The organism is Cronbergia sp. UHCC 0137 (genome assembly GCF_034932285.1).
In the GTDB taxonomy this organism is placed as follows: Bacteria; Cyanobacteriota; Cyanobacteriia; order Cyanobacteriales; family Nostocaceae; genus Cronbergia.
Map to the genome: position 1 here is coordinate 1 of NZ_JAYGHC010000079.1, position 20,701 is coordinate 20,701.

Consider the following 20,701-nt stretch of genomic DNA (forward strand, 5'->3'; position numbering starts at 1 on the left):
TCAAAAACCCCTTCTATGTCTTAGAGGGGGTTTTTGTTTTTACCCGATTCCCTAGAAATACTCAATATCTGGAGTTTAGACTAAGACATGACAAAATGACCCAGAAGGACTGGCATCTGCACAGACCACTAGGACAATCCCTGCAAAAATACACAGGATTAACATATTACCAATCACCCATCACCAATCTCCTACTATAACTGCTCAATCATTGTCCTTAAACCTTGATTACTGAAGAGTTGGCTGATTTCACTCGCATTATTGGGACTACTGAAAACTCCCACCTGCATCATTGTACGACCGTTCCAGATTGTGGGAAAAGCATCAGGGGCGAGCGATCGCACTAATTGCTGTTGCTGGTCAGTAACCGCTGAAACTACCACACGGTAACGTACACCAGTCGTAATAGGTGCAACTTTTTTGGGCGTTGAAATAGGGGTTGTCTGGGGAACTGGCGATACTTGAGGGGCAGTAAATTCAATTACTTGGGGTTGAAGGCTTACATAATTAAACTGCTTGCTATTTGATTCCTCTAATGAGGTTTCTAAATTGCTTGGTAATGGTGGCAGTTTACCCGGTTGCCTTGTAATACTACTACTGGCCAATGTCACCGTTGGATAAGAACTTTTGGGCATAATTGGAGCAGTAAGTATAATTACCCGACCTCTTGGTATTCCCTGGATTGGTAAACTAGCTATTGAGTCCTGATTGGTAGTTTTGGGAACTGAGGGAGCAGTAAAAATAATTTCTTTACCTGGAGATATTTCCTGTATTGGTGCAGGATTTTTGGCAATTGGGGCTTTTTGTGCTTTGAGATCAACTTTGCCGACAATGCGATTTGCTGCTAGATTATTACCCCCTGCAAAAATTAATTGCTTGGCAGCTTTAGCGTTGATATCATAACGAGCATTATTTCTAAATACATTTTTTCCAGGTTCAGCCATACTACCTAAATTTGGTGTGGCTTGAGAAATTATGACCACACCATCTTCTTGAGAACTTTGAATTAAATTATTTCGTAAAACCGGACTAGCATTAGCTTGTATTAAAATTCCCGATCTGTTTTTAGTTAATTGATTACCAATAACTAACGGGGCAGAGTTTTGTGTGATATTAATGCCAAAACCAGTTTGTTGAAGGATATTATCTCGCAATTCGGGACGGGAATTACCGGAAGTTGTGATGCCATTTGCACCGTTGCGCTCAAAATAATTTTTGCTAATCTTAGGAGTAGCATTCCCTGTAATAGAAACGCCATCTTGGATACTACCAATAAATGTATTTTCCTCAATCACCGGATTTGTAGATTCAATCCATAAACCATAACCACGTCTATTAGTATTGGTGAGAGTTACACCACTTAAAGTCGTTTGGTTAGCCCCGACAACAGTAATATTTTGTCTACCAAAACTGCGACTGAGATATTCACCACCACCAATAATTTTTACAGTCTTACCTTTGTTGGTAATGTCACCTTGAATAGAAACTCCTGGTTTGAGAATTAACGGAAATATTTCTCCTGTTTGAAGGCTGTATGTACCTGGAGCTAGGATAATAATAGTATTTGGTCGTGCAACTTGCAAGGCTTGGGTAATTGTCTGTAAAGGAGCTTGTGTACTACCATTACCGACTTTGTTATTTCCTGTATTGGGATTAACAAAGAGCCGATTAAGCTCCGTTGCTGTGGGAGTTTGAGCAACGCTGATGGTTGGATTTAAAAGTACCGTATTTCCAATTCCTACCCCAATGATCAAACCCAAAAATGAGACATAAGTAACGGAAGATTTGACTGCTAAAGTATTAATTTTATGGTTTCCAAACGGTTTAAGATCAGCCATAAGTTTTATCCAATTTCTGTAGAATGCCTATTCAAATTTTATGCTTTGATAAATTAGTGTGTCGATAATGTTGTTTATGCCTTGACACAAGGCAATTTAATAGTGAAAATGCTACCCTTTTGTAACTGACTTTGAACAGTTAAGCTACCGTGATGTGCCTGAACAATTGCTTGAGCGATCGCTAATCCTAATCCAGAACCACCAGTGCCACTATTTACTCGATAGAACCGATCAAATATCCGCATTTGCTCCTGGTCAGAAATACCGATGCCAGTATCTTGAATCTGAATTACAGCATAATGGTAACTACGGTTTAAAGAAACGACGATTTTCCCTCCCTGTGGTGTGTATTGAATGGCATTGATGATGAGATTAGAAAGTAAACGATAAAGCTGTTCTTCATAAGCGCAAATATTGATGGGGGTGGATATACGGAAGTCCGATATGAGTTGAATTTGAGAAGCGATCGCTAAGGCGGCAAATTCTTCAATTAAATCATTGATAATTTCATTTAAACAGCAAATGTGCCGTTGTGTCCGACTATGTTGATGATCTAAGCGAGTCAGCAGGAGTAAATCCGTTACTAGAGTCGTCAGTCGTTGATTTTGACGTTGTAGAGTCCGTAAAGTTTCTCTGATTTCTATGTCTTCTAATTGGGGCATCAATAGGGCTGATTCTACCGTTGCTTGTGTTGCTGCTAGGGGTGTCCGCAATTCATGTGCTGCATCTGCTGTAAATTCTTGGATTTGTTTATAGGAGCGATAAATTGGTTGCATTGCTAACCCTGCTAACCACCAACTAGCGACACTAACTAGGAGTAAGACAATGGGTAATCCCAAGATTGAAGTAAGTTTAATTACAACAAGATAACTCTTAAAATCTGTCAGACTGCGCCCTATTTGAATGTAACCCCAATCCCGATTATCCTTGGTGTGCAGAACCAGGGAAATCTGGTGGTAGAGGTTGCCTTTGTGATCTTTAAGAGTTTGCCAAAGTTGTTTATTAAAGACTAAAGGTAATCCCTCTGGATCAGTTCCGGCTATAGCAATTAAGCGTCCTGAATTATCGAAAAATCGGAGATAGTAATTTCCTTGATTGATCGCACTTAAAATATGACGTTTAGGATTTGACTGTTCTTGAATACAGCTAGTATTAACCACACAAATATTTGGTAAAATCTGCTGTATGATAGGTTCTAACTGACCTGGTTGCTGTAATTTAAGTTCAATACTGTCGTGTAAAGTTCCAGCAACAGATTCTAATTCTCGGTCTAATGTTACCCAATAGGCATGGTAAAATGCTCTGTAAATACCGAAACCACAGATGGTTAAAATCAAGGCTAGGATCAGGGCATAGGACAAAGCTAAACGCAATCTGGTTTGGGCAAATAGTTTATTTTGATTCATGGCTAGAAATATGGCTAGAAATTGAGACGATATCCTGTACCGTGCAGAGTTTCAATCATGTTTGTGCAGCCACTATTAACTAATTTGCGACGCAGCAACCGGATTTGAGCCGCTACTACATTACTGATGGGTTCTGCACTTACTTCCCAAAGCTGATTGCGAATTTGTTCCGTGGTCAGAATTTGGTTTAGGTGCTTCATAAAATACTCTAATAGTTGAAATTCTTTATTGGTGAGGGAAATTTCTTGTTTATTACCTGTGGCGTTTTGAGTAACAATCAAATTATTACCGTAATCTAGGGTTAGGTTGCCAATAGTTAATTTTTGGGGTTGAAACTGGGGCGATCGCCTCTGTAAAGCACGCAATCTGGCCAGTAATTCTACCATACCAAACGGTTTAATTAAATAATCATCTGCACCTGCATCTAACCCAATCACTTTATCTGCGATCGTATCTTTAGCCGTAAGTATTAATACAGGTAGAGGATTGTTCTTGTGGCGTAACTGTTTGCACAATTCTAAACCCGACAATCCTGGTAACATCCAATCAAAAATAGCCAGTGTATATTGTGTGTAGCTATTTTCTAAATATGCCCATGCTTCTTTACCATCCATTACCCAATCAACTAGATATTTGTGCTGAATCAGAGTTCGCTTAATGGCAACTGCTAAATCTGGTTCATCTTCAACTAATAGCACTCTCATTGTGATTTCATCTTAATTTCATTTTTAAATGTCAAACTATATGAAAGGTAACAGGAAAATATATGCAATTGAAGAATCTGAAAAATAGATTTTTAACGACATTTACTTTAATGGCTTCTCTGACTACGGGTATTGCATTTTCTTCTAGTATCATACTGGCAGGCTGTTCTAGAGATGCTTCCCCAAACCAAGTCCAAAATACTACTGTTGATCAAACAATGAATCATAGTAGTAGCATGAACCACAGCATGACAATGGATTTAGGTCCAGGTGATGCTAATTATGATTTGCGGTTTATTGATGGGATGATTCCTCACCATCAGGGGGCAGTGATAATGGCAAAAGAAGCACAGCAGAAATCAAAACGCCCGGAAATGAAAAAGCTGGCAGATGAAATAATTAAAGCCCAAAATCTAGAAATTGCCCAGATGCAACAGTGGCGTAAAACTTGGTATCCCAAAGCAGGTAATAAACCAATGGCTTATGATGCCAAAATGGGTCATGAGATGGAAATGTCTTCTGATCAAATGCAAGGAATGATGATGAATATGGACTTAGGTGCTGCTGATACAAAATTTGATCTGCGTTTTATTGCAGCCATGATTCCTCACCATCAAGCAGCCGTAACTATGGCTACAGATGCTTTACAAAAGTCCCAGCGTCCTGAAATTAAAAAATTGGCTCAAGCCATTATTAATTCCCAAAAAACGGAAATTGAGCAAATGAAACAGTGGCAAAAAGCTTGGTATAAGTAATGAGACAGAATTAATTACACAACTGGTTTTTCTGTTAAGAGTTTCCTCCCTCAACGAATGAATTTAATTTTGTCTGACTAATTAAGATTTGATTCTTGGATTTCCAGATACTTTCAAGACTAAGTTTCCACAATTTAAAAGGATTTTCGATAATGAAGGAAAAATTTCTGGTTTTCCCCATCTTCATAACCAGAAGTAGTGTAGTTAGCCTACTGTTATTAACAACTCCCGTAGTAGTTTTAGCCCACGTTGGACATGGAAATGAATTTCAAAGCACAAATGGAGCTACTAATAGTAATAAATCTATTCAAGTTGATCAAGAAACAGCAAAAAGATTAGGAATTAAAGTTGAACCAGTTAAACGTCAACAACTAGCCCTTGCGATTAAAACCACCGGACAAATTGAAACTTTACCCAGCCAAAAAGTAGAAGTGACTACCCCAATTTCCGGGGCAAAAGTGGTTGAATTATTAGTCGAACCAGGTGCTAAAGTTCAAAAAGGCCAACCTGTAGCTGTTGTATCCAGCCTTGATTTAGTAGAACTGCGGGTTAATTCTGAGGAAAAACTAGCTCAAGGTCAAGCTGATTTACGGCAAGCATTAGCTGATTTAAAGTTAGCACAACAAAACAGCGATCGCTATCAACAAATAGCCGACTCGGAAATTGCCCAAGCACAAAGCCAAGTGGCATTTTATCAAGAAAAGTATAACAAAGACACAGAGTTAGCCGATACTGGTGCTTTGCCGCGTCGCACAGCCCTAGAATCTCAAACCCAATTAGCAGAAGCTAAAACTAAATTAACCATAGCAAATAGTCGCCGTGATGTAATTGAGGCTGAAGCTAAACTAAAAACCGCACAGTCATTTGTTGAACTAGCAAAATCAAAAATTAAACTTAGTAATACCACCTATCAAACTCGCCTTTCTCAATTAGGAAACCGCACGAATGCTCAAGGATTGGTGATAGTAAATGCGCCTATTGCGGGTAAAGTTGCTGATAGAGAAGTTACTCTCGGTCAAACATTTGAAGATGCTGGTGGTAAGTTAATGACAATTGTTAATGACAGCCGCGTTTTTGCTACAGCAAATATTTATGAAAAAGATTTAGACAAAGTTAAAACTGGTCAACGGGTAAACTTGAAAGTGGCTTCTGTCCCTAACAGCACCTTCACCGGAAAAATTGCCGTAATTGGATCTGCGGTAGTAGGGGATACGCGGATTTTACCTGTGAAAGCCGAAATTGATAACTCAAATGGAGTTCTCAAACCAGGAATGTTTGCAGAACTAGAAGTTTTAACAAATCAGAAATCGTCAAATATACTGACTATTCCCACTACGGCTGTAGTAGAAGTAAATGGCAAGCAACAGGTTTATTTGCAAAATGGTAATGCCTACCAAGCGGCTGAAGTCACTTTAGGTCAAACTTCTGGAGATATGGTTGAGGTAAAAACTGGGTTATTTGAGGGAGATATAATTGTTACTCAGCGTGCGCCCCAACTTTACGCTCAATCTTTGCGGGGTGATACCAAGAAAACAGCAGACGACGAACACACGGAAATTTCTGCACAAACAACAGAGACGAAAACCCCTAATTTGCGTGTATTTTGGTGGATTGCAGCCGGGGGAAGTGCTGCACTAGCTACTGTAGCTTTTATGGCTGGTCGTCGCAGTAAATCTGATCTGATACTAATAGATGATTCTGTGTCTGAAAAAGACAGGATTTATGCAAAGCAGAAGGAAGGTAGGGGTAATTCATGAATTACAACTACGCAAAAATAATGTTTTCAGTCATATTTTTCGTACTGCTTTCCTACTGAAAGAATACGGATTAAATGAACCGCAAAGGAAGAAGAAAATATGTTAAATACCATCCTTAAATGGTCTATTGTTCAACGCTGGATAGTTGTGCTACTGGCAATTGTCGTCACAATTTGGGGTACTTATAACCTCACACAAATGCCGCTGGATGTCCTTCCTGACTTTGCACCGCCTCAAGTGGAAATTCAAACTGAAGCCCCAGGACTAGCACCGGAGGAAGTAGAAACACTAATTACTTTACCGATTGAAAGCGCGGTTAATGGTACACCAGGGGTAGAAACTGTACGTTCTTCCTCTGCTGTCAGTATTTCTGTGGTTAAGGTGATCTTTAAATGGGGGACTGATGTTTATCAAGCTCGTCAATTAGTCACAGAACGATTGCAACAGGTACAGCAAAAATTGCCGGAGGGCGTAGAAAATCCCCAAATCTCGCCCATTTCTTCCCCCATTGGCACAGTTTTACAATATGCTTTTACTGCGGAAACAACCCCACTTATGGAAGTGCGGCGCTTGGTTGATCGGGATGTCACTAATAGATTATTGGCTGTACCGGGGATTTCTCAAGTAATTGTCTATGGTGGTGATATTCGGCAGTATCAGATATTGGTTGATCCAGGAAAATTAAAAGCTTTTAATGTCACCTTAGATGAAGTCACATCGGCGGCTAGGAGGGCTAATGTCAATGCTGCGGGAGGCTTTTTGGTAAATCCAGACCAAGAGCTAATTATTCGGGGCTTGGGGCGCATTGAATCTATTGAGGAATTGGGAAAATCAGCTATCGCCGCACGGGACGGAACACCTATATTAATGCAGGATGTGGCAGATGTCCGCATTGGAGCCGGCTTAAAACGTGGAGATGGTAGTTTGAATGGTCAACCAGCAATTGTGGTGATGGTCAACAAGCAGCCACAGAATGATACTCCCACTGTTACCAGAGCAGTGGAAAAAGCTATGGAGGAGATGAAAGCAGGTTTACCCAAAGATGTCAAAGTCACAGAAACTTTCCGCCAAGAAAACTTTATCGAAGCTGCTATTAAAAATGTTACCAGTTCTTTACGTGATGGCATTATCATCGTTTCCATTATCCTGCTGATGTTTTTGATGAACTGGCGCACCGCTATCATTACTCTCAGCGCCATCCCTTTATCAGTCCTAATTGGCATGATGATTTTGGGTTTGTTCGGTCAGGGTATCAATACTATGACATTGGGTGGTCTGGCTGTGGCCATTGGTTCAGTGGTTGATGACTCGATTGTGGACATGGAAAACTGTTATCGAGGTCTGCGGAAAAACCAAGTAGCCAGCAATCCGGTACATCCCTTTAAGGTGGTTTATGATACTTCTGTAGAAGTTAGAGTTAGTGTAATTTTTTCAACCGTGATTATCGGCGTTATCTTTGCCCCCATTTTCACACTGACAGGTGTAGAAGGTCGGATATTTGCGCCAATGGGTATTGCCTATTTAATCTCAATTTTTGCTTCTACATTAGTGGCCATGACCTTATCTCCGGCGCTATGTGCAATATTACTAGCAAATCGCCAACTACCAGCAGATGATACTTGGGTAAGTGCTTTATCGCAAAGAATCTATCAACCAATTGTTAATTTTGCCATTCGTTTCCCCACAATTATTTTGCTCGTAGCGGGTGCATCCTTGGTAGCTTCTTTGGTAATTTTACCGAGTTTGGGGCGTGTATTTTTGCCAGAGTTTCAAGAACCATCTTTAGTGAATACAGTTTTGCTTTATCCAGGAAGTTCTCTAGAGGCAACAAATCAAGTGGGTTTTGCATTAGAAGAGGCACTAAAGAACGACAAGCGATTTAAAACGGTGCAGTTAAGGGCTGGACGTGCTGCTGGTGATGCAGATGCCGGGGGGGTGAATTTGGGGCATTTAGATGTGGAATTGAGCGCGGAAGGATTAAAAGATCGAGAAGGAAGTATTGAGAAACTGCGAGAGGAGTTTGCGAAGATTCCCGGAGTTGCTCCTAATATTGGCGGCTTTATTTCCCATCGCATGGATGAGGTATTATCAGGAGTAAGAAGTGCGATCGCAGTTAAAATCTTTGGACCTGACTTAGCAGAATTACGCCACATTGGTTCTGAAGTTGAGACTGCTATGGCTGGAATTACCGGACTCGTAGACTTACAACTTGAACCCCAAGTCCCCATTAGACAAGTGCAAATTAAATTCAACCGCGACGCAGCGGCTCGTTATGGTTTAACTGTTGGTCATCTCACTGAAATGGTGGAAACTGCCTTAAATGGTAAAGTTGTCTCTCAAGTCCTCAAAGATCAACAATTATTTGACTTAGTGGTTTGGTTACAGCCAGAATCACGCAATAATTTAGACATCATCCGTAATTTGTTGGTAGATACACCTACAGGTCAAAAAATACCCCTAGCTCAAGTCGCCAGCATTGACTATGGAACTGGACCCAACACGATTAACCGGGAAAATGTTTCACGCCTAATTGTTGTTTCTGCGAATGTCTCCGGTCGAGATTTAGGTTCGGCAGTGGAAGAGATTCAAAACAAAGTCAGAGAGGCGATAGAGTTACCCCCAGGCTACTTTGTTCAATACGGTGGTCAGTTTGAATCAGAACAGCGAGCTACCCAGAATTTATTGGTTTTTGGTGGGTTGGCGTTGGTGATCATTGCCGTCTTAATGTACTTTGCAGTTAAATCTGTGGCTGCCATGCTGATGATCATGATTAATTTACCCCTAGCTTTAATAGGTGGTATATTTGCGATCGCACTGGGAGGTGGAATTATCTCTGTGGCTTCCTTGGTCGGATTCATTACCCTATTTGGTGTGGCGACACGCAACGGACTCATGCTAGTAGATAACTACAACAGCAAGATTGCCGAGGGAATGCCTTTAAAACAAGTTATTTTTGAAGGTTCAATAGAGCGATTGGTCGCCATTTTGATGACCGCTCTCACTTCAGCGTTAGGAATGATACCTTTAGTCATTGGCACAGGTGCAGGAAAAGAAATATTACAGCCTTTAGCTGTAGTGGTTTTGGGTGGTTTATTTACTTCTACAGCTTTAACTTTGCTGGTTTTACCTGCATTATATTCTCAGTTTGGTAAGTTTTTAATGCCCAAACAAAATCAGTCATTGATTACAATACTATAGCCAGTTTTGTGTAGGTTGGTTTGCGTACCTTAACCCAACCTTTTATCTTAGAGCTATATTAGGAGATCACCGACTTTTTCGATTTTTAAATAAAAATAGGCTTTAAATCTAAAATAAAACCTGGTAATACATCTTCTCCCGATAGATTTTTAGGAGATTTTAAAATTTCTACTTCTTGATTATGTCGATAGATTTCTACTTGTTTATTTTTAGGATTAATTAACCAACCTAAACTTAAACCATTTTCGATATATTCCCGCATTTTGGCTTGAGTATCTGGCAAATCATCACTTTCTGAAACTAATTCAATCACAAAATCAGGACATAAAGGCAAAAACTTTTTTCTTTGTTCTGGTGTGAGTGCATTCCATCTTTCTATTTTTATCCAAGACACATCAGGGGAACGGGTAGCACCATTAGGTAATTTAAAACCTGTAGAAGAATCAAAAGCTTTTCCTAAACATTTTTGACGATTCCAATACCAAACTTGTCCTCCTAATTCTAGGTTTCTATCTCCCGTTTCTCCTCCCGTTGGTGACATAATAGTTAATTCTCCTTCAGATGATAATTCTAAACGTAAATCTTTATTAGCAGCTACTATTTCCACAAAATCATCATCTGTGAAATTTAGAGATTGTGGTATTTGTAAAATTACAGCAGTCATGATTCATACCTCTTAACTAATCTCCAGTTGTTGTCTAGGAGGTGATATTTTCCATCCTAACAGCATTTCTAGTAAGGGCGACCTAAACCGAGATTTCTCTGTGTACTCTGCGCCTCTGTGGTTAGTTTTTCCCTCCACTTGTGGACCTCCCTAATTAACCTGCATTGGCAAGTCAGCTAAGTATGTCCAGGTAAATATACAAACATCATATCTCGGATATCAAGAATACAAATAAATCAGGTTGCCATATTTGCCGATTTTTCTTGACCCAAAATAACTACAATTAGTATTGATGCTAGATAATGGGAAGGCTTTGACATTTATCCAATCTAGCCCGAAACAGAAAAACTAATCATTATGCGAACTTACTATTGCGGCGAACTCCGAAAAGAACATATTGGAGAAACTGTTACCTTGTACGGCTGGGTAGACCGTCGCCGCGATCACGGAGGCGTGATATTTTTGGATTTGCGCGATCGCTCTGGTATACTCCAAATAGTCAGCGACCCGCAACGCACCCCAGATTCCTACGAACAGGCCAACACCCTACGCAACGAATATGTCGTAGAAATCACTGGTAGAGTTACCCACCGTCCCCCCGAATCCCTCAACCCCCGCATCCCTACCGGAGAAGTGGAAATTTACGCCGACAAAATTGAACTACTCAACGCTGTCCGTAAGCAACTACCCTTCCAAGTTTCCATCACCGATACAGAAACAGTACGGGAAGACCTGCGGCTGAGATATCGTTACTTAGACTTGCGACGAGAAAGAATGGCGCAAAACTTACAACTGCGTCATCAAGTCGTCAAAGCCATGCGTCGTTATTTAGAAGATATAGCCGGTTTCATCGAAATTGAAACTCCTATCCTCACCCGTTCCACCCCCGAAGGTGCAAGAGATTACATCCTCCCCAGTCGCGTCAACGCCGGTGAATGGTTCGCCCTACCCCAATCACCCCAACTATTCAAGCAAATATTGATGGTATCGGGTATGGATAGATACTATCAAATTGCCCGTTGCTTCCGGGACGAAGACTTACGTGCCGACAGACAACCAGAATTTACTCAATTGGACATGGAAATGAGTTTCATGTCTGAAGAAGAAATTATCGAACTCAACGAAAAATTAGTTTGTCATATCTTCAAAACCGTTAAAGGAATAGAATTACCCCGTCCCTTCCCCCGCATTCCCTACGCCCAAGCCATGAACCGTTACGGTAGTGATAAACCAGATACCCGCTATGGTTTAGAATTAGTTGACGTTTCCGACGTATTAAAAGATTCAGGCTTCAAAGTTTTTCGAGAAGCTATTTCTCATGGTGGAATAGTCAAAATACTTCCCATTCCCAACGGTAATGATGCTATTTCCAACGTCCGCATTAAACCAGGTGGCGACATATTTAGAGAAGCAGCAGAAGCCGGTGCAAAAGGTTTAGCATTTATCCGCGTCAGAGAAGATGGCGAAATCGACACCATTGGCGCAATTAAAGATAACTTAACAGCAGAACAAAAGCAGGAAATTTTAACCCGCACAGGTGCAAAAGCCGGACATTTGTTATTATTTGCAGCAGCCGATACCGCAACTGTTAATAAAACTTTAGATAGATTGCGACAATTTATTGCTAGGGAGTTTAATTTAATAGATTCAGAGAAAACCAACTTACTCTGGATTACCGAATTTCCGATGTTTGAATGGAATGCTGATGAAAAACGTCTTGAAGCATTACACCACCCCTTTACAGCACCCCATCCTGATGATTTGAGTGATTTAAAAACAGCCCGCGCTCAAGCTTATGATTTAGTATTTAATGGGTTTGAAGTTGGTGGTGGTAGTCTACGGATTTATCAGCGAGAAGTGCAAGAACAGGTATTTGAAGCCATTGGTTTATCACCAGAAGAAGCACAAAATAAATTTGGCTTTTTGTTAGAAGCATTTGAATATGGTACACCTCCCCATGGTGGTATTGCTTTCGGTTTAGATCGGTTGGTCATGTTATTATCTGGAGAAGAATCAATTCGTGATGTAATTGCCTTCCCCAAGACACAACAAGCCCGTTGTTTATTAACAGATGCACCTTCTAATGTTGATGTTAAACAGTTGAAAGACTTGCACGTTGCCTCCACATTTAAACCTAAAGCATAAGTAATTACAGCTTCAATTATTCCCCCTCTGCGTTTAGTAGGGGGTTTAATTTTGGTTTAAAAATTGCCAATAAGTGTCGGACAAAATTAAATTCATTCGTTGAGAGAGGGAACAGCGATCGCGGAACTCAACAAAGTTACAAAACAAATATGAAAAAGCTGGGTTTAGTTTTAATTGTCATCTCATTTTTACCGTGGTTGGTAATTGCTATAATTGTTCCATTTTTGTCAATTTCTGTTACTCAAAAAGCTTTATTAGTTCCAGGATTATTGGTTATTGCTGAAATTATATTTTGGTTGGGTATATTGCTAGTTGGTAAGGAATTAGCTCAAAAATATCGACGTTATTTTAGTTTCCGTTATTTTAATATTTTATTTAAGAAATTTTGGCATAAAATCAAAAAGCAGTGAATAATTAACGGGAGTATCACTCAGCTAAAACTATTCTTTTTGAAGAGTATAAAAATTAGATTCCCGACTTCTTTAAGAAATCGGGGATATTTTTGTCCACTGATTGAGGATAGCTGAGAGCTAAATTTTACCTAACTTCTGCCAAACACAGTTCCTAAAGAACGTCCTATATTTTGCGGTAGCATTGCATCCATAGCTGCGGTTGGTTCATAACCACAATGAACCATACAATCAGCACATTTAGGATTACCACTTGCGCGACCATATTGACTCCAATCAGTATTTTCTAATAACTCTTTGAAGGTTGTATAGTATCCTTCATTCAGGAGATAGCAAGGTTTTTGCCAACCGAGAACGCTATAACTAGGACTACCCCAAGGTGTGCATTCATAGTCTTTTTCACCAATCAGAAAGTCTAGAAATAGGGGATTATGATTGAAGTTCCAATTTTTCTTACCTGATGTGTATGGTGTCAGAATTTCTCGGAATAGGGCGCGTGTTTGTTCTCGTTGAAGAAAATGATCTTGATCAGGAGCCCATTCATAACCATAGCCAGGAGAAATCATCATCCCGTCAGTACCAAGAGTTTCTAAAAAGTCGAAAAACTCCTGCATTTCTTGAGGGTTACAACCTTCAAAAATAGTGGTGTTGGTGGTGACTCGAAAACCCTGGGCTTTGGCGGCACGAATGGCTTTAACTGCAATGTCAAAAACACCTTTTCTATCTACACATTTATCATGCCATTCTCGCATTCCATCCAGATGGACGCTGAAGCTAAAATATGGGGAAGGTGTAAATTTAGCCAGACTTTTTTCTAGTAATAAACCATTGGTACACAAGTAAATATATTTCTTGCGTTCAATTAAACCCTGGACTATTTGATCAATTTGGGGATGTAGTAGGGGTTCTCCTCCGGGTATGGAAACTACCGGTGCGCCACATTCTTCTACGGCTGCAAAACACTGTTCTGGGGTGAGATTTTGCTTGAGTATTTCTGTAGGATGCTGAATTTTGCCGCAACCTGTACAAGCTAAGTTACACCGAAAAAGCGGTTCTAACATTAATACGAGGGGAAACCTTTTGCGCCCTAATAGGCGTTGAGTTACTAAATATTTGCCTATATCTATAGCTTGTTGTAGATTAACCGCCATTTAACTAACACTCCTCTAATTGGTGATTGGTGATTGGTGATAAAAGATTTATTCCTCTCTTCCCCTGTTCCCTTTGGTATAACCATTTGATACAAACCAATCAACGGCATCTTTGAGGGCTTGGTTCAGGGGGGATTGGGGTAAACCTAATTCGCGGACGGCCTTGGAAGCATCATAATACATTGGCTGTTGTGCCATGCGAACACCATCTAAGGGAACCGTGGGGGTTTTTCCTAGTGGGGAGAGTATTTTTTCTTCTATCCAGGCTACACCTAAAGGTAGCCAAGGGGGAACGGAGGTTTGTGGGGCTTGGATGTTGGTAATTTGAGACAGTTGTGTGAGAAGTTGCTTGAAGGTAAGATTTTGATGGCCTAAGATATAGCGATCGCCACTTTGGCCTTTTTCTAAAGCTAGTAAGTGTCCTTGGGCTACATCGCGCACATCTATAAAGTTTAAGCCCGTATCTATATAAGCCGGCATTTGTTTTCGTAAAAACCGCAAAATAATATCACCGGTGGGTGTCGGTTTAATATCTAATGGTCCAATGGGACTGCTGGGATTGACTATCACTATATCTTGACCCCGATTAGCTGCTTCTATGGCTACCTGTTCGGCTAAGAATTTGGATTTTTTGTAGTCTCCCACTAATTTTTCTACGGGACTTTGATGGGTTTCATCAACGACTTGTCCAGATTTACCCACACCAATGGCTGCAACGGAACTGGTATAAACGGTGCGCTCAATTCCGGCTTTTTTCGCTGCTGTTAAAACGTTGCGTGTGCCTTGGACATTGTGATGGTACAGTAATTCCCGGTCTTTTTGCCACAGGGAATAATGGGCGGCGACATGAAATAAATACTTGCAATCTACCATAAATTCCCAGAGATTGGGGTCATTTAAGTCACCTACGACTATTTCTATTGGTAAATCGCGCAGGTTATCTAAATTGCTATGAAGACGCACCAAAGCAGTGACATTATATCCTGCTGCTAAGAGCGATCGCACTACATGAGAACCAACAAATCCCGTACCACCGGTTACAAATACTCGCATTCCATTACCCCTTACTCCTCAAGGTTAATTATCCATCTATCTGGGTAACGTAACCTAGTTTTTTTTGGTTTATCATAGTCGCTTAATGATATAATATACAATTATGTATGCCTATCATTAAAAGATAGCTATATTCACCAACTTTTATATTATTGTTAGTTATGCCCTTGCAAGAAGAGATTGACAAGACAAGCCAAGATATTCGCACAGATGGCTACTCAATGTCTATTGGAGAATGGATGAGTCTTTATCAAAGTAATGAAATAGATATTAATCCAGACTTTCAAAGATTTTTTCGCTGGTCAGAATATCAAAAATCAACTTTTATTGAATCAATTTTGTTGGGTATACCAATTCCACCAATCTTTGTCAGTCAAAGAGATGATGGTGTTTGGGATGTTGTAGATGGTGTTCAGAGATTATCAACAATATATGAATTTACCGGTCTTTTAGAAAACAGAGATCCAGTCGCTTTACAAAAAACCACATATTTACCATCTTTAGAAGGTAAAAAATGGGATGATCCAAATGATGAAGATAATTCTTTAACTCAAACGCAACGTTTATTAATTAGGAGAGCAAAAATTTCAGTCAATATTGTTAAAAAAGAAAGCGATCCGATGATTAAATATGAGTTATTCCAGCGACTAAATACAGGAGGCTCAATTGCTACACCTCAAGAAGTACGAAATTGTATACTTTTGATGTTAAATAAAAAATTATATGAATTGACGCGCTCCCTTGCCAATTATGAACCATTTAAAAATTGTATTGCTTTGAGTGATAGACTTTATGAAGAACAGTATGATATGGAATTAGTATTACGTTTTATTCTTTTATTTGATAAATCTGAGGAAGATATTAGAAAACTGGGGAATGATGTTAGTGTTTTTTTGACAGAAGAAATGCGTAAAATGGCTCTTGATCAACAGTTAGACTATAGCTATATAGAAATTGCATTTCATACAACATTTGATATTCTTAATCAAACCACAGGAGATAATAGTTTCAAAAGATATAAACCTGAAAATGATAGATTTCTTGGCGGTTTTTTATTATCAGCATTTGAGGTAATAGCATTAGGAATTGGATACAATTATCAAAAAATGCCTCCAACAAATAAAATATCTGATTTAATCAAAAGTATTTGGTCAGATACAACTTATAATAATTGGTCTGGTGCGGGTGTCAATGCTGCAAGACGTTTACCCCATCTTATTCCCCTTGGTAGAGGAGTATTTTCTCCGTCATGAGCATCCGCACTCCTGAAGAATTAACTCAGACACTGGCAAATGATCTTAGTTGGAGAAAAAAGGAACTGTCAGAAATTAAATCCTTGATAGAATTAAAAAATGTTTCTTCTCAAAGACATAATGTATTTATTCGCAGTGGAATATGTATTTTATATGCTCATTGGGAGGGTTTTGTTAAATTATCAGCAAATTCTTATTTAGAATATGTGAGAACTAAAAAACTGCGTTATAGAGAACTTTCTAGTAATTTTTTAGCTTTGGCAATGAAAGAAAAACTAAAAGAGGCAAAAGAGACAAATAAATCATCATTATATATTCCTGTTTGTGATTTTTTTCTTTTCCAGTTAGATGAAAGATGTTCTCTACCCAAAAATCCAATTTCTACTGCATCCAATCTCTCTTCTGAAATTCTAAAGGAGATAACTCATACTCTGGGAATAGATTTTTCAATTTATTCTACCAAGTCTGAATTAATAGATCAAACACTTTTAAAGACAAGAAATGAAATTGCACATGGTGAATATTCTTTACTGATTGATAGAGAAAAATATATAGAATTACATACAACGGTTATGGATATGCTAGAAATATTTCGTAATCAGATAGAAAATGCTGCTATTAATGAGAATTTTATGATCACGAAATAAACTCTAAAATATTTCTTTTATTAGTCAAAAGTATAGGAATATACACAAAAAAAGTCCACGCAAGTGGACTCGACTAATGATAATTCGGCGTTGCTGATAGCCTGCGAACCATATTAGCGTATGATTTTTGGCTGTAGAGCCGAGAATCCCTACCCATGGAGCGTCTCTACAGGGGGTTTTGAATATACTCTGCAAGGGCATAAATTGAGCTTTTGCTTAAAAAAGATGGATTAGGACTTATGCAAAAAACGTCCCAAACTCTTATTTCTCCGTGTCCTCTGCGTCCTCTGCGGTTTGATATTCCCTAATTCATGGGTAAGTCCTAATGAATGTAAAAACGCAAGTTATAGCCTTCTCAAGTATATATGCAAAATTATTTTCATCCCAAAAATCAGCAACGCCGATAATTCTGTGTTTTTATGCGTTATATCTACAAACCACTGACAACCGATGGTGATAGTTGGGGTGGCAAATTGCCAGTATTAACGTAATTGATTAGATCAGTTCCTATTTGTGTATCTACCCAATTATGGTAGTGAGCCATGACATCTTTGATGTCGGTGATGCCGATACTCTGAACTCCTTCAAGGGCGATCACAAAATCGTTGTAGTCTCGATTAGAACCATGATCAAGAGCGACATCTTCAAACCCAATCATCACTTTATTAGATCCGGTCAGCACTTCTGCTACTTGTACATTATCGTTTAAGTTAGCTGCGGACATAGAGAACAGAGGTCTATTGGTATTTGTCAAACTCTGCCCAGTTAAAATATCATTTAGAGTCCCATTAGCAGTGTGAACAAAACCAAAGGCATCTCCAGCTTTCAGTTCATAAATTTTCTCTCCTTGATACTCTTCACCATTAAAATTAGATTCCCAGTGGAGAATATTAGTATGATCGCTGTGAAGACCTCCCTCTTCAGCATCTTTAACCACAACGTAGCCCTCTGGAGAATTGCTGGTGGCGCGGCGGACTGCTTCTTGGATAAATGCGTTTGAGCCAGCTTTGTACATATCCATACCTTGGAGGCTAAAGATTCCCAGTTCTCCCTGGTGGTACTGACCACCATCATAGAGGAAGTCAATTTTTACTTGGCCAGTTTGATCAACAAAGAAAACGCCTTGATCAAAAATCGCCCGATTAGAATATTCGAGTAATTGTTGTCCTACAGCCGTGGTGCGCCAGTTACGCTCAGAGTTGGAGAAAGTATCTATCGACTGAGTGGTACCTTTAGCTCCTTTGATTTGGAAAATAAAATCATTGTAATCACGATCAGAAGTAGAAGAGGCTGTAGGAATATCTTCAAAAGCAAAAGTTCCATTACTATCTACATCTACCAACTGTCCAACGGCCATACTAGGATTAGCTTCGGGAATGGAGAATAGAGGCAGTTTACCGTGTTGCCACATCTGACTCGCTTTACTAATACCCTTGGTGTTGTTGATTTCCTGAACACTTGTATTGGGTACGAACATAAAGGCGAATTTTTCCCCTGGATTCATCTGGAAGGTTTTGACTCCTAGATAGTTTCCAGCATTAAAATTCGGTTCCCAAGGCATTTTTTCAGTAAAACGCGCCCCTTCGCTGGGATCTTTAGCAAAGATGTAGCCTAATGTAGAATTGCTGAGAGCGCGATTAGTGGCTTGTTTAATAAAAGCTTCGGAACCAGGTTGGTAGTTTTCCATCCCTTCGAGACTAAAGACAGCCAACTCTCCTCGATACCAACCACCATCGTAAAGAAAGTCAAAGTTTATCTGGCCAGTTTCACCAACTTCAAATACTCCCTCACTATATGTAGATCGGTCAGCATATTTGAGTAAGTCTTGTCCGGTGGTAGTAGTGCGCCAATCCCGATTGGGATTGACCTCTGCGTTCATGTCGGTGATATTGTTGCTTGTTAGTCCTTGGACTTGAAAAACCAAGTCATTAAAATCTTTATCAGCAGCACCAGAACTAACGCTGATATCTTCAAATGCTAGGGTGCCATTATTATCTACAGCAACTATCTGATTTTTGTCAGTAGAGAAAATTACTTGTTTGCCAGCTTGAGCAGTAGCGTAGGGTTGGCGATAAATCTCGTCAATGGTAGTATTCTGCACTAGCAAAAAGGCTACTTCGTCCCCAGGATTCATCTGAACAGACTTAACTCCTTGGTAATCGCCTGTATTAAAGTTAGGTTCCCAACTGGTAGTACCGCTCAAACGCGCTCCTTCGGTGCGATCGCTAATCAAAATCCGACCCTGTGTAGAGTTAGTTAAAGCGCGACGAGTTGCTTCTCGAATAAATTCTAATGAGCCTGGTTGGTAATTTTCCATCCCTTTGAGGCTAAAGACCCCTACTTCTCCTTGATACCAACCACCATCATAGAGATAGTCAACTTGAACTTGACCAGTACCATCAACGATAAAAGTACCTGATGCAAACTGAGGACGGTTAGCATATTGCACTAATTCTTGTCCGAATGTGGTATTTAACCAATTGCGGTTAGTGTGGACAGAATCTTGTAGGGTCGGTGCATTGGCTGTTGCACCAGAAACTTGAACTACTATATCGTTGAAATCGCGATCGCTAGATTTTAAGGTATTGATATCTTCCCAACCAAAGGTATTTCCCTGACCTGTAATATCTGCGATTTGGGGTGAAGTTCTCCCTGTGGTTTTATCTACTGAACCAAAAGAAAATAGAACTTTGTCTGTACTAATAGAGGTACTTTGAGCAATCTTAGCGACTGTCGTATCGGTAACTAACATCATCGCAAAGGTGCTTCCTGCGGTCATTTCAAACAGTTGGGGACCCTTGTAAACACCACCGTTAAAATCCCTTTCCCAGGATAATTCATTATTTAGGTTGCTGAACCGAGCGCGATCGCTTTCATCCCGCACCGCTACATAACCTAAATTAGAATTGCTGAGAGCGCGTTTAGTTGCTTCCAGGATAAATTCTGTTGAACCTACTGTCAGTCCTTCCATACCTTGAAGACTGAAAATGGCTAATTCTCCCTTATTCAAGCCCCCATCATATAAAAAATCAACGCTAACTTTTCCAGTTGCACCAACAGTAAAAATGCCGTTATTTAAATTGGAAATTATCATCTTAGCCCCCTAATGTTTTAAAAGTATTACTTACAGTTATTTGGTTAACTTCTATTAAGGTAACAGAATACCTGTCGTAATAAGTCTTTCTTCTATGAAGTAATTATCAAGAAATTCATTTTTAGCTTAAAGCGATCGTTAAGGAGGATTTCTATTATTTAAAATTGATTATCAGAAAAGTTAAATTTCGTTTTTATAATCGTGTTTTTTATCAAGAAAATAAATACTAAAAAATATTTTATATATTAAGAAATGCCTACTGCATATACATTCCAGCAATATTTACTACTAAAATAATATGATTTTTAATAGTTAAAATTTATTATATAAATTCATTGAATAGTATCGGTTAAATTTGATTCTTGTTATTAAATGCTGATTTAAATCAACAAAGTACGTGATTGAAATCACATCTAAATTAATCACATCACAAGCATATATTGTATTAACTACACAAACATGAACTTGCTATTAATTGTTGATTCAAATCAATAAGGTATATGATTGAGATCACATCTATTGTGTTAATTCTGAATTTCTGATCTCATAAGGCTCAATGCACAAAATCTGTCATATATTTTTATGATAAAGTGCTTGAAATATAGTATTCTAAAACAAATTCCCCT

14 protein-coding genes are annotated in these 20,701 nt (G+C 39.2%); 7 read left to right on the forward strand and 7 right to left on the reverse strand.

Annotation, left to right across the window (positions count from 1 at the left end; translation table 11 throughout):
• Positions 1-194: 194 nt before the first annotated feature.
• The 3 genes from VB711_RS24755 to rppA all read right to left on the reverse strand — a co-directional run bounded on the left by VB711_RS24755 (position 195) and on the right by rppA (position 3,948).
• On the reverse strand, positions 195-1,838 hold the full coding sequence (locus VB711_RS24755) for a DUF1565 domain-containing protein (protein ID WP_323289093.1): 1,644 nt from the start codon (positions 1,836-1,838) through the stop codon (positions 195-197).
• 74 nt (positions 1,839-1,912) lie between these two features.
• The gene (gene rppB, locus VB711_RS24760) at positions 1,913-3,244 is read right to left on the reverse strand and encodes a two-component system sensor histidine kinase RppB (protein ID WP_323289094.1); all 1,332 of its coding nucleotides are present in this window, start codon (positions 3,242-3,244) and stop codon (positions 1,913-1,915) included.
• A gap of 14 nt (positions 3,245-3,258) precedes the next feature.
• On the reverse strand, positions 3,259-3,948 hold the full coding sequence (rppA, locus tag VB711_RS24765) for a two-component system response regulator RppA (protein ID WP_323289095.1): 690 nt from the start codon (positions 3,946-3,948) through the stop codon (positions 3,259-3,261).
• A 62-nt stretch (positions 3,949-4,010) separates the two neighbouring features.
• On the opposite strand from rppA, the gene VB711_RS24770 reads away from it, so the two are divergent.
• The 3 genes from VB711_RS24770 (at position 4,011) to VB711_RS24780 (ending at position 9,658) form a co-directional block, all read left to right on the forward strand.
• Positions 4,011-4,703 (forward strand): DUF305 domain-containing protein, encoded by a 693-nt coding sequence (locus tag VB711_RS24770; RefSeq protein ID WP_323289096.1) that lies wholly within the window; start codon positions 4,011-4,013, stop codon positions 4,701-4,703.
• A gap of 152 nt (positions 4,704-4,855) precedes the next feature.
• On the forward strand, positions 4,856-6,460 hold the full coding sequence (locus tag VB711_RS24775; RefSeq protein WP_323289097.1) for an efflux RND transporter periplasmic adaptor subunit: 1,605 nt from the start codon (positions 4,856-4,858) through the stop codon (positions 6,458-6,460).
• Positions 6,461-6,559: 99 nt separating this feature from the next.
• On the forward strand, positions 6,560-9,658 hold the full coding sequence (locus tag VB711_RS24780) for an efflux RND transporter permease subunit (protein WP_323289098.1): 3,099 nt from the start codon (positions 6,560-6,562) through the stop codon (positions 9,656-9,658).
• 85 nt (positions 9,659-9,743) lie between these two features.
• Here the strand turns inward: VB711_RS24780 and VB711_RS24785 are convergent, their stop codons facing one another.
• Complete coding sequence (locus tag VB711_RS24785) at positions 9,744-10,322, reverse strand: Uma2 family endonuclease (protein ID WP_323289099.1); 579 nt, start codon at positions 10,320-10,322, stop codon at positions 9,744-9,746.
• 357 nt (positions 10,323-10,679) lie between these two features.
• Here VB711_RS24785 and aspS point away from each other — a divergent pair, with 357 nt between their 5' ends.
• Together aspS and VB711_RS24795 are read left to right on the forward strand one after the other, a co-directional pair.
• The gene (gene aspS, locus VB711_RS24790; protein ID WP_323289100.1) at positions 10,680-12,467 is read left to right on the forward strand and encodes an aspartate--tRNA ligase; all 1,788 of its coding nucleotides are present in this window, start codon (positions 10,680-10,682) and stop codon (positions 12,465-12,467) included.
• A gap of 149 nt (positions 12,468-12,616) precedes the next feature.
• Entirely contained in the window at positions 12,617-12,877 is a 261-nt protein-coding gene (locus VB711_RS24795) for a transporter suffix domain-containing protein (protein ID WP_323289101.1), read from the forward strand.
• Positions 12,878-13,008: 131 nt separating this feature from the next.
• On the opposite strand, the gene hpnH is transcribed toward VB711_RS24795, so the two are convergent.
• Both hpnH and hpnA read right to left on the reverse strand, forming a co-directional pair.
• Complete coding sequence (hpnH, locus tag VB711_RS24800; protein ID WP_323289102.1) at positions 13,009-14,028, reverse strand: adenosyl-hopene transferase HpnH; 1,020 nt, start codon at positions 14,026-14,028, stop codon at positions 13,009-13,011.
• Positions 14,029-14,076: 48 nt separating this feature from the next.
• Complete coding sequence (hpnA, locus tag VB711_RS24805) at positions 14,077-15,081, reverse strand: hopanoid-associated sugar epimerase (protein WP_323289103.1); 1,005 nt, start codon at positions 15,079-15,081, stop codon at positions 14,077-14,079.
• Positions 15,082-15,242: 161 nt separating this feature from the next.
• Between hpnA and VB711_RS24810 the strand changes: the two genes are divergently transcribed.
• A complete protein-coding gene (locus VB711_RS24810) occupies positions 15,243-16,334 on the forward strand; it encodes a DUF262 domain-containing protein (protein ID WP_323289104.1) in 1,092 nt (363 codons plus the stop codon).
• Positions 16,331-16,981: an MAE_28990/MAE_18760 family HEPN-like nuclease gene (locus VB711_RS24815; RefSeq protein WP_323289105.1), complete on the forward strand. Its 651-nt coding sequence runs from the start codon at positions 16,331-16,333 to the stop codon at positions 16,979-16,981. Before VB711_RS24810 ends, VB711_RS24815 begins: the two co-directional genes overlap by 4 nt.
• 430 nt (positions 16,982-17,411) lie before the next feature.
• Here VB711_RS24815 and VB711_RS24820 read toward each other — a convergent pair whose 3' ends face one another.
• Complete coding sequence (locus VB711_RS24820) at positions 17,412-20,075, reverse strand: DUF4114 domain-containing protein (protein WP_323289106.1); 2,664 nt, start codon at positions 20,073-20,075, stop codon at positions 17,412-17,414.
• Between the last annotated feature and the right edge of the window lie 626 nt (positions 20,076-20,701).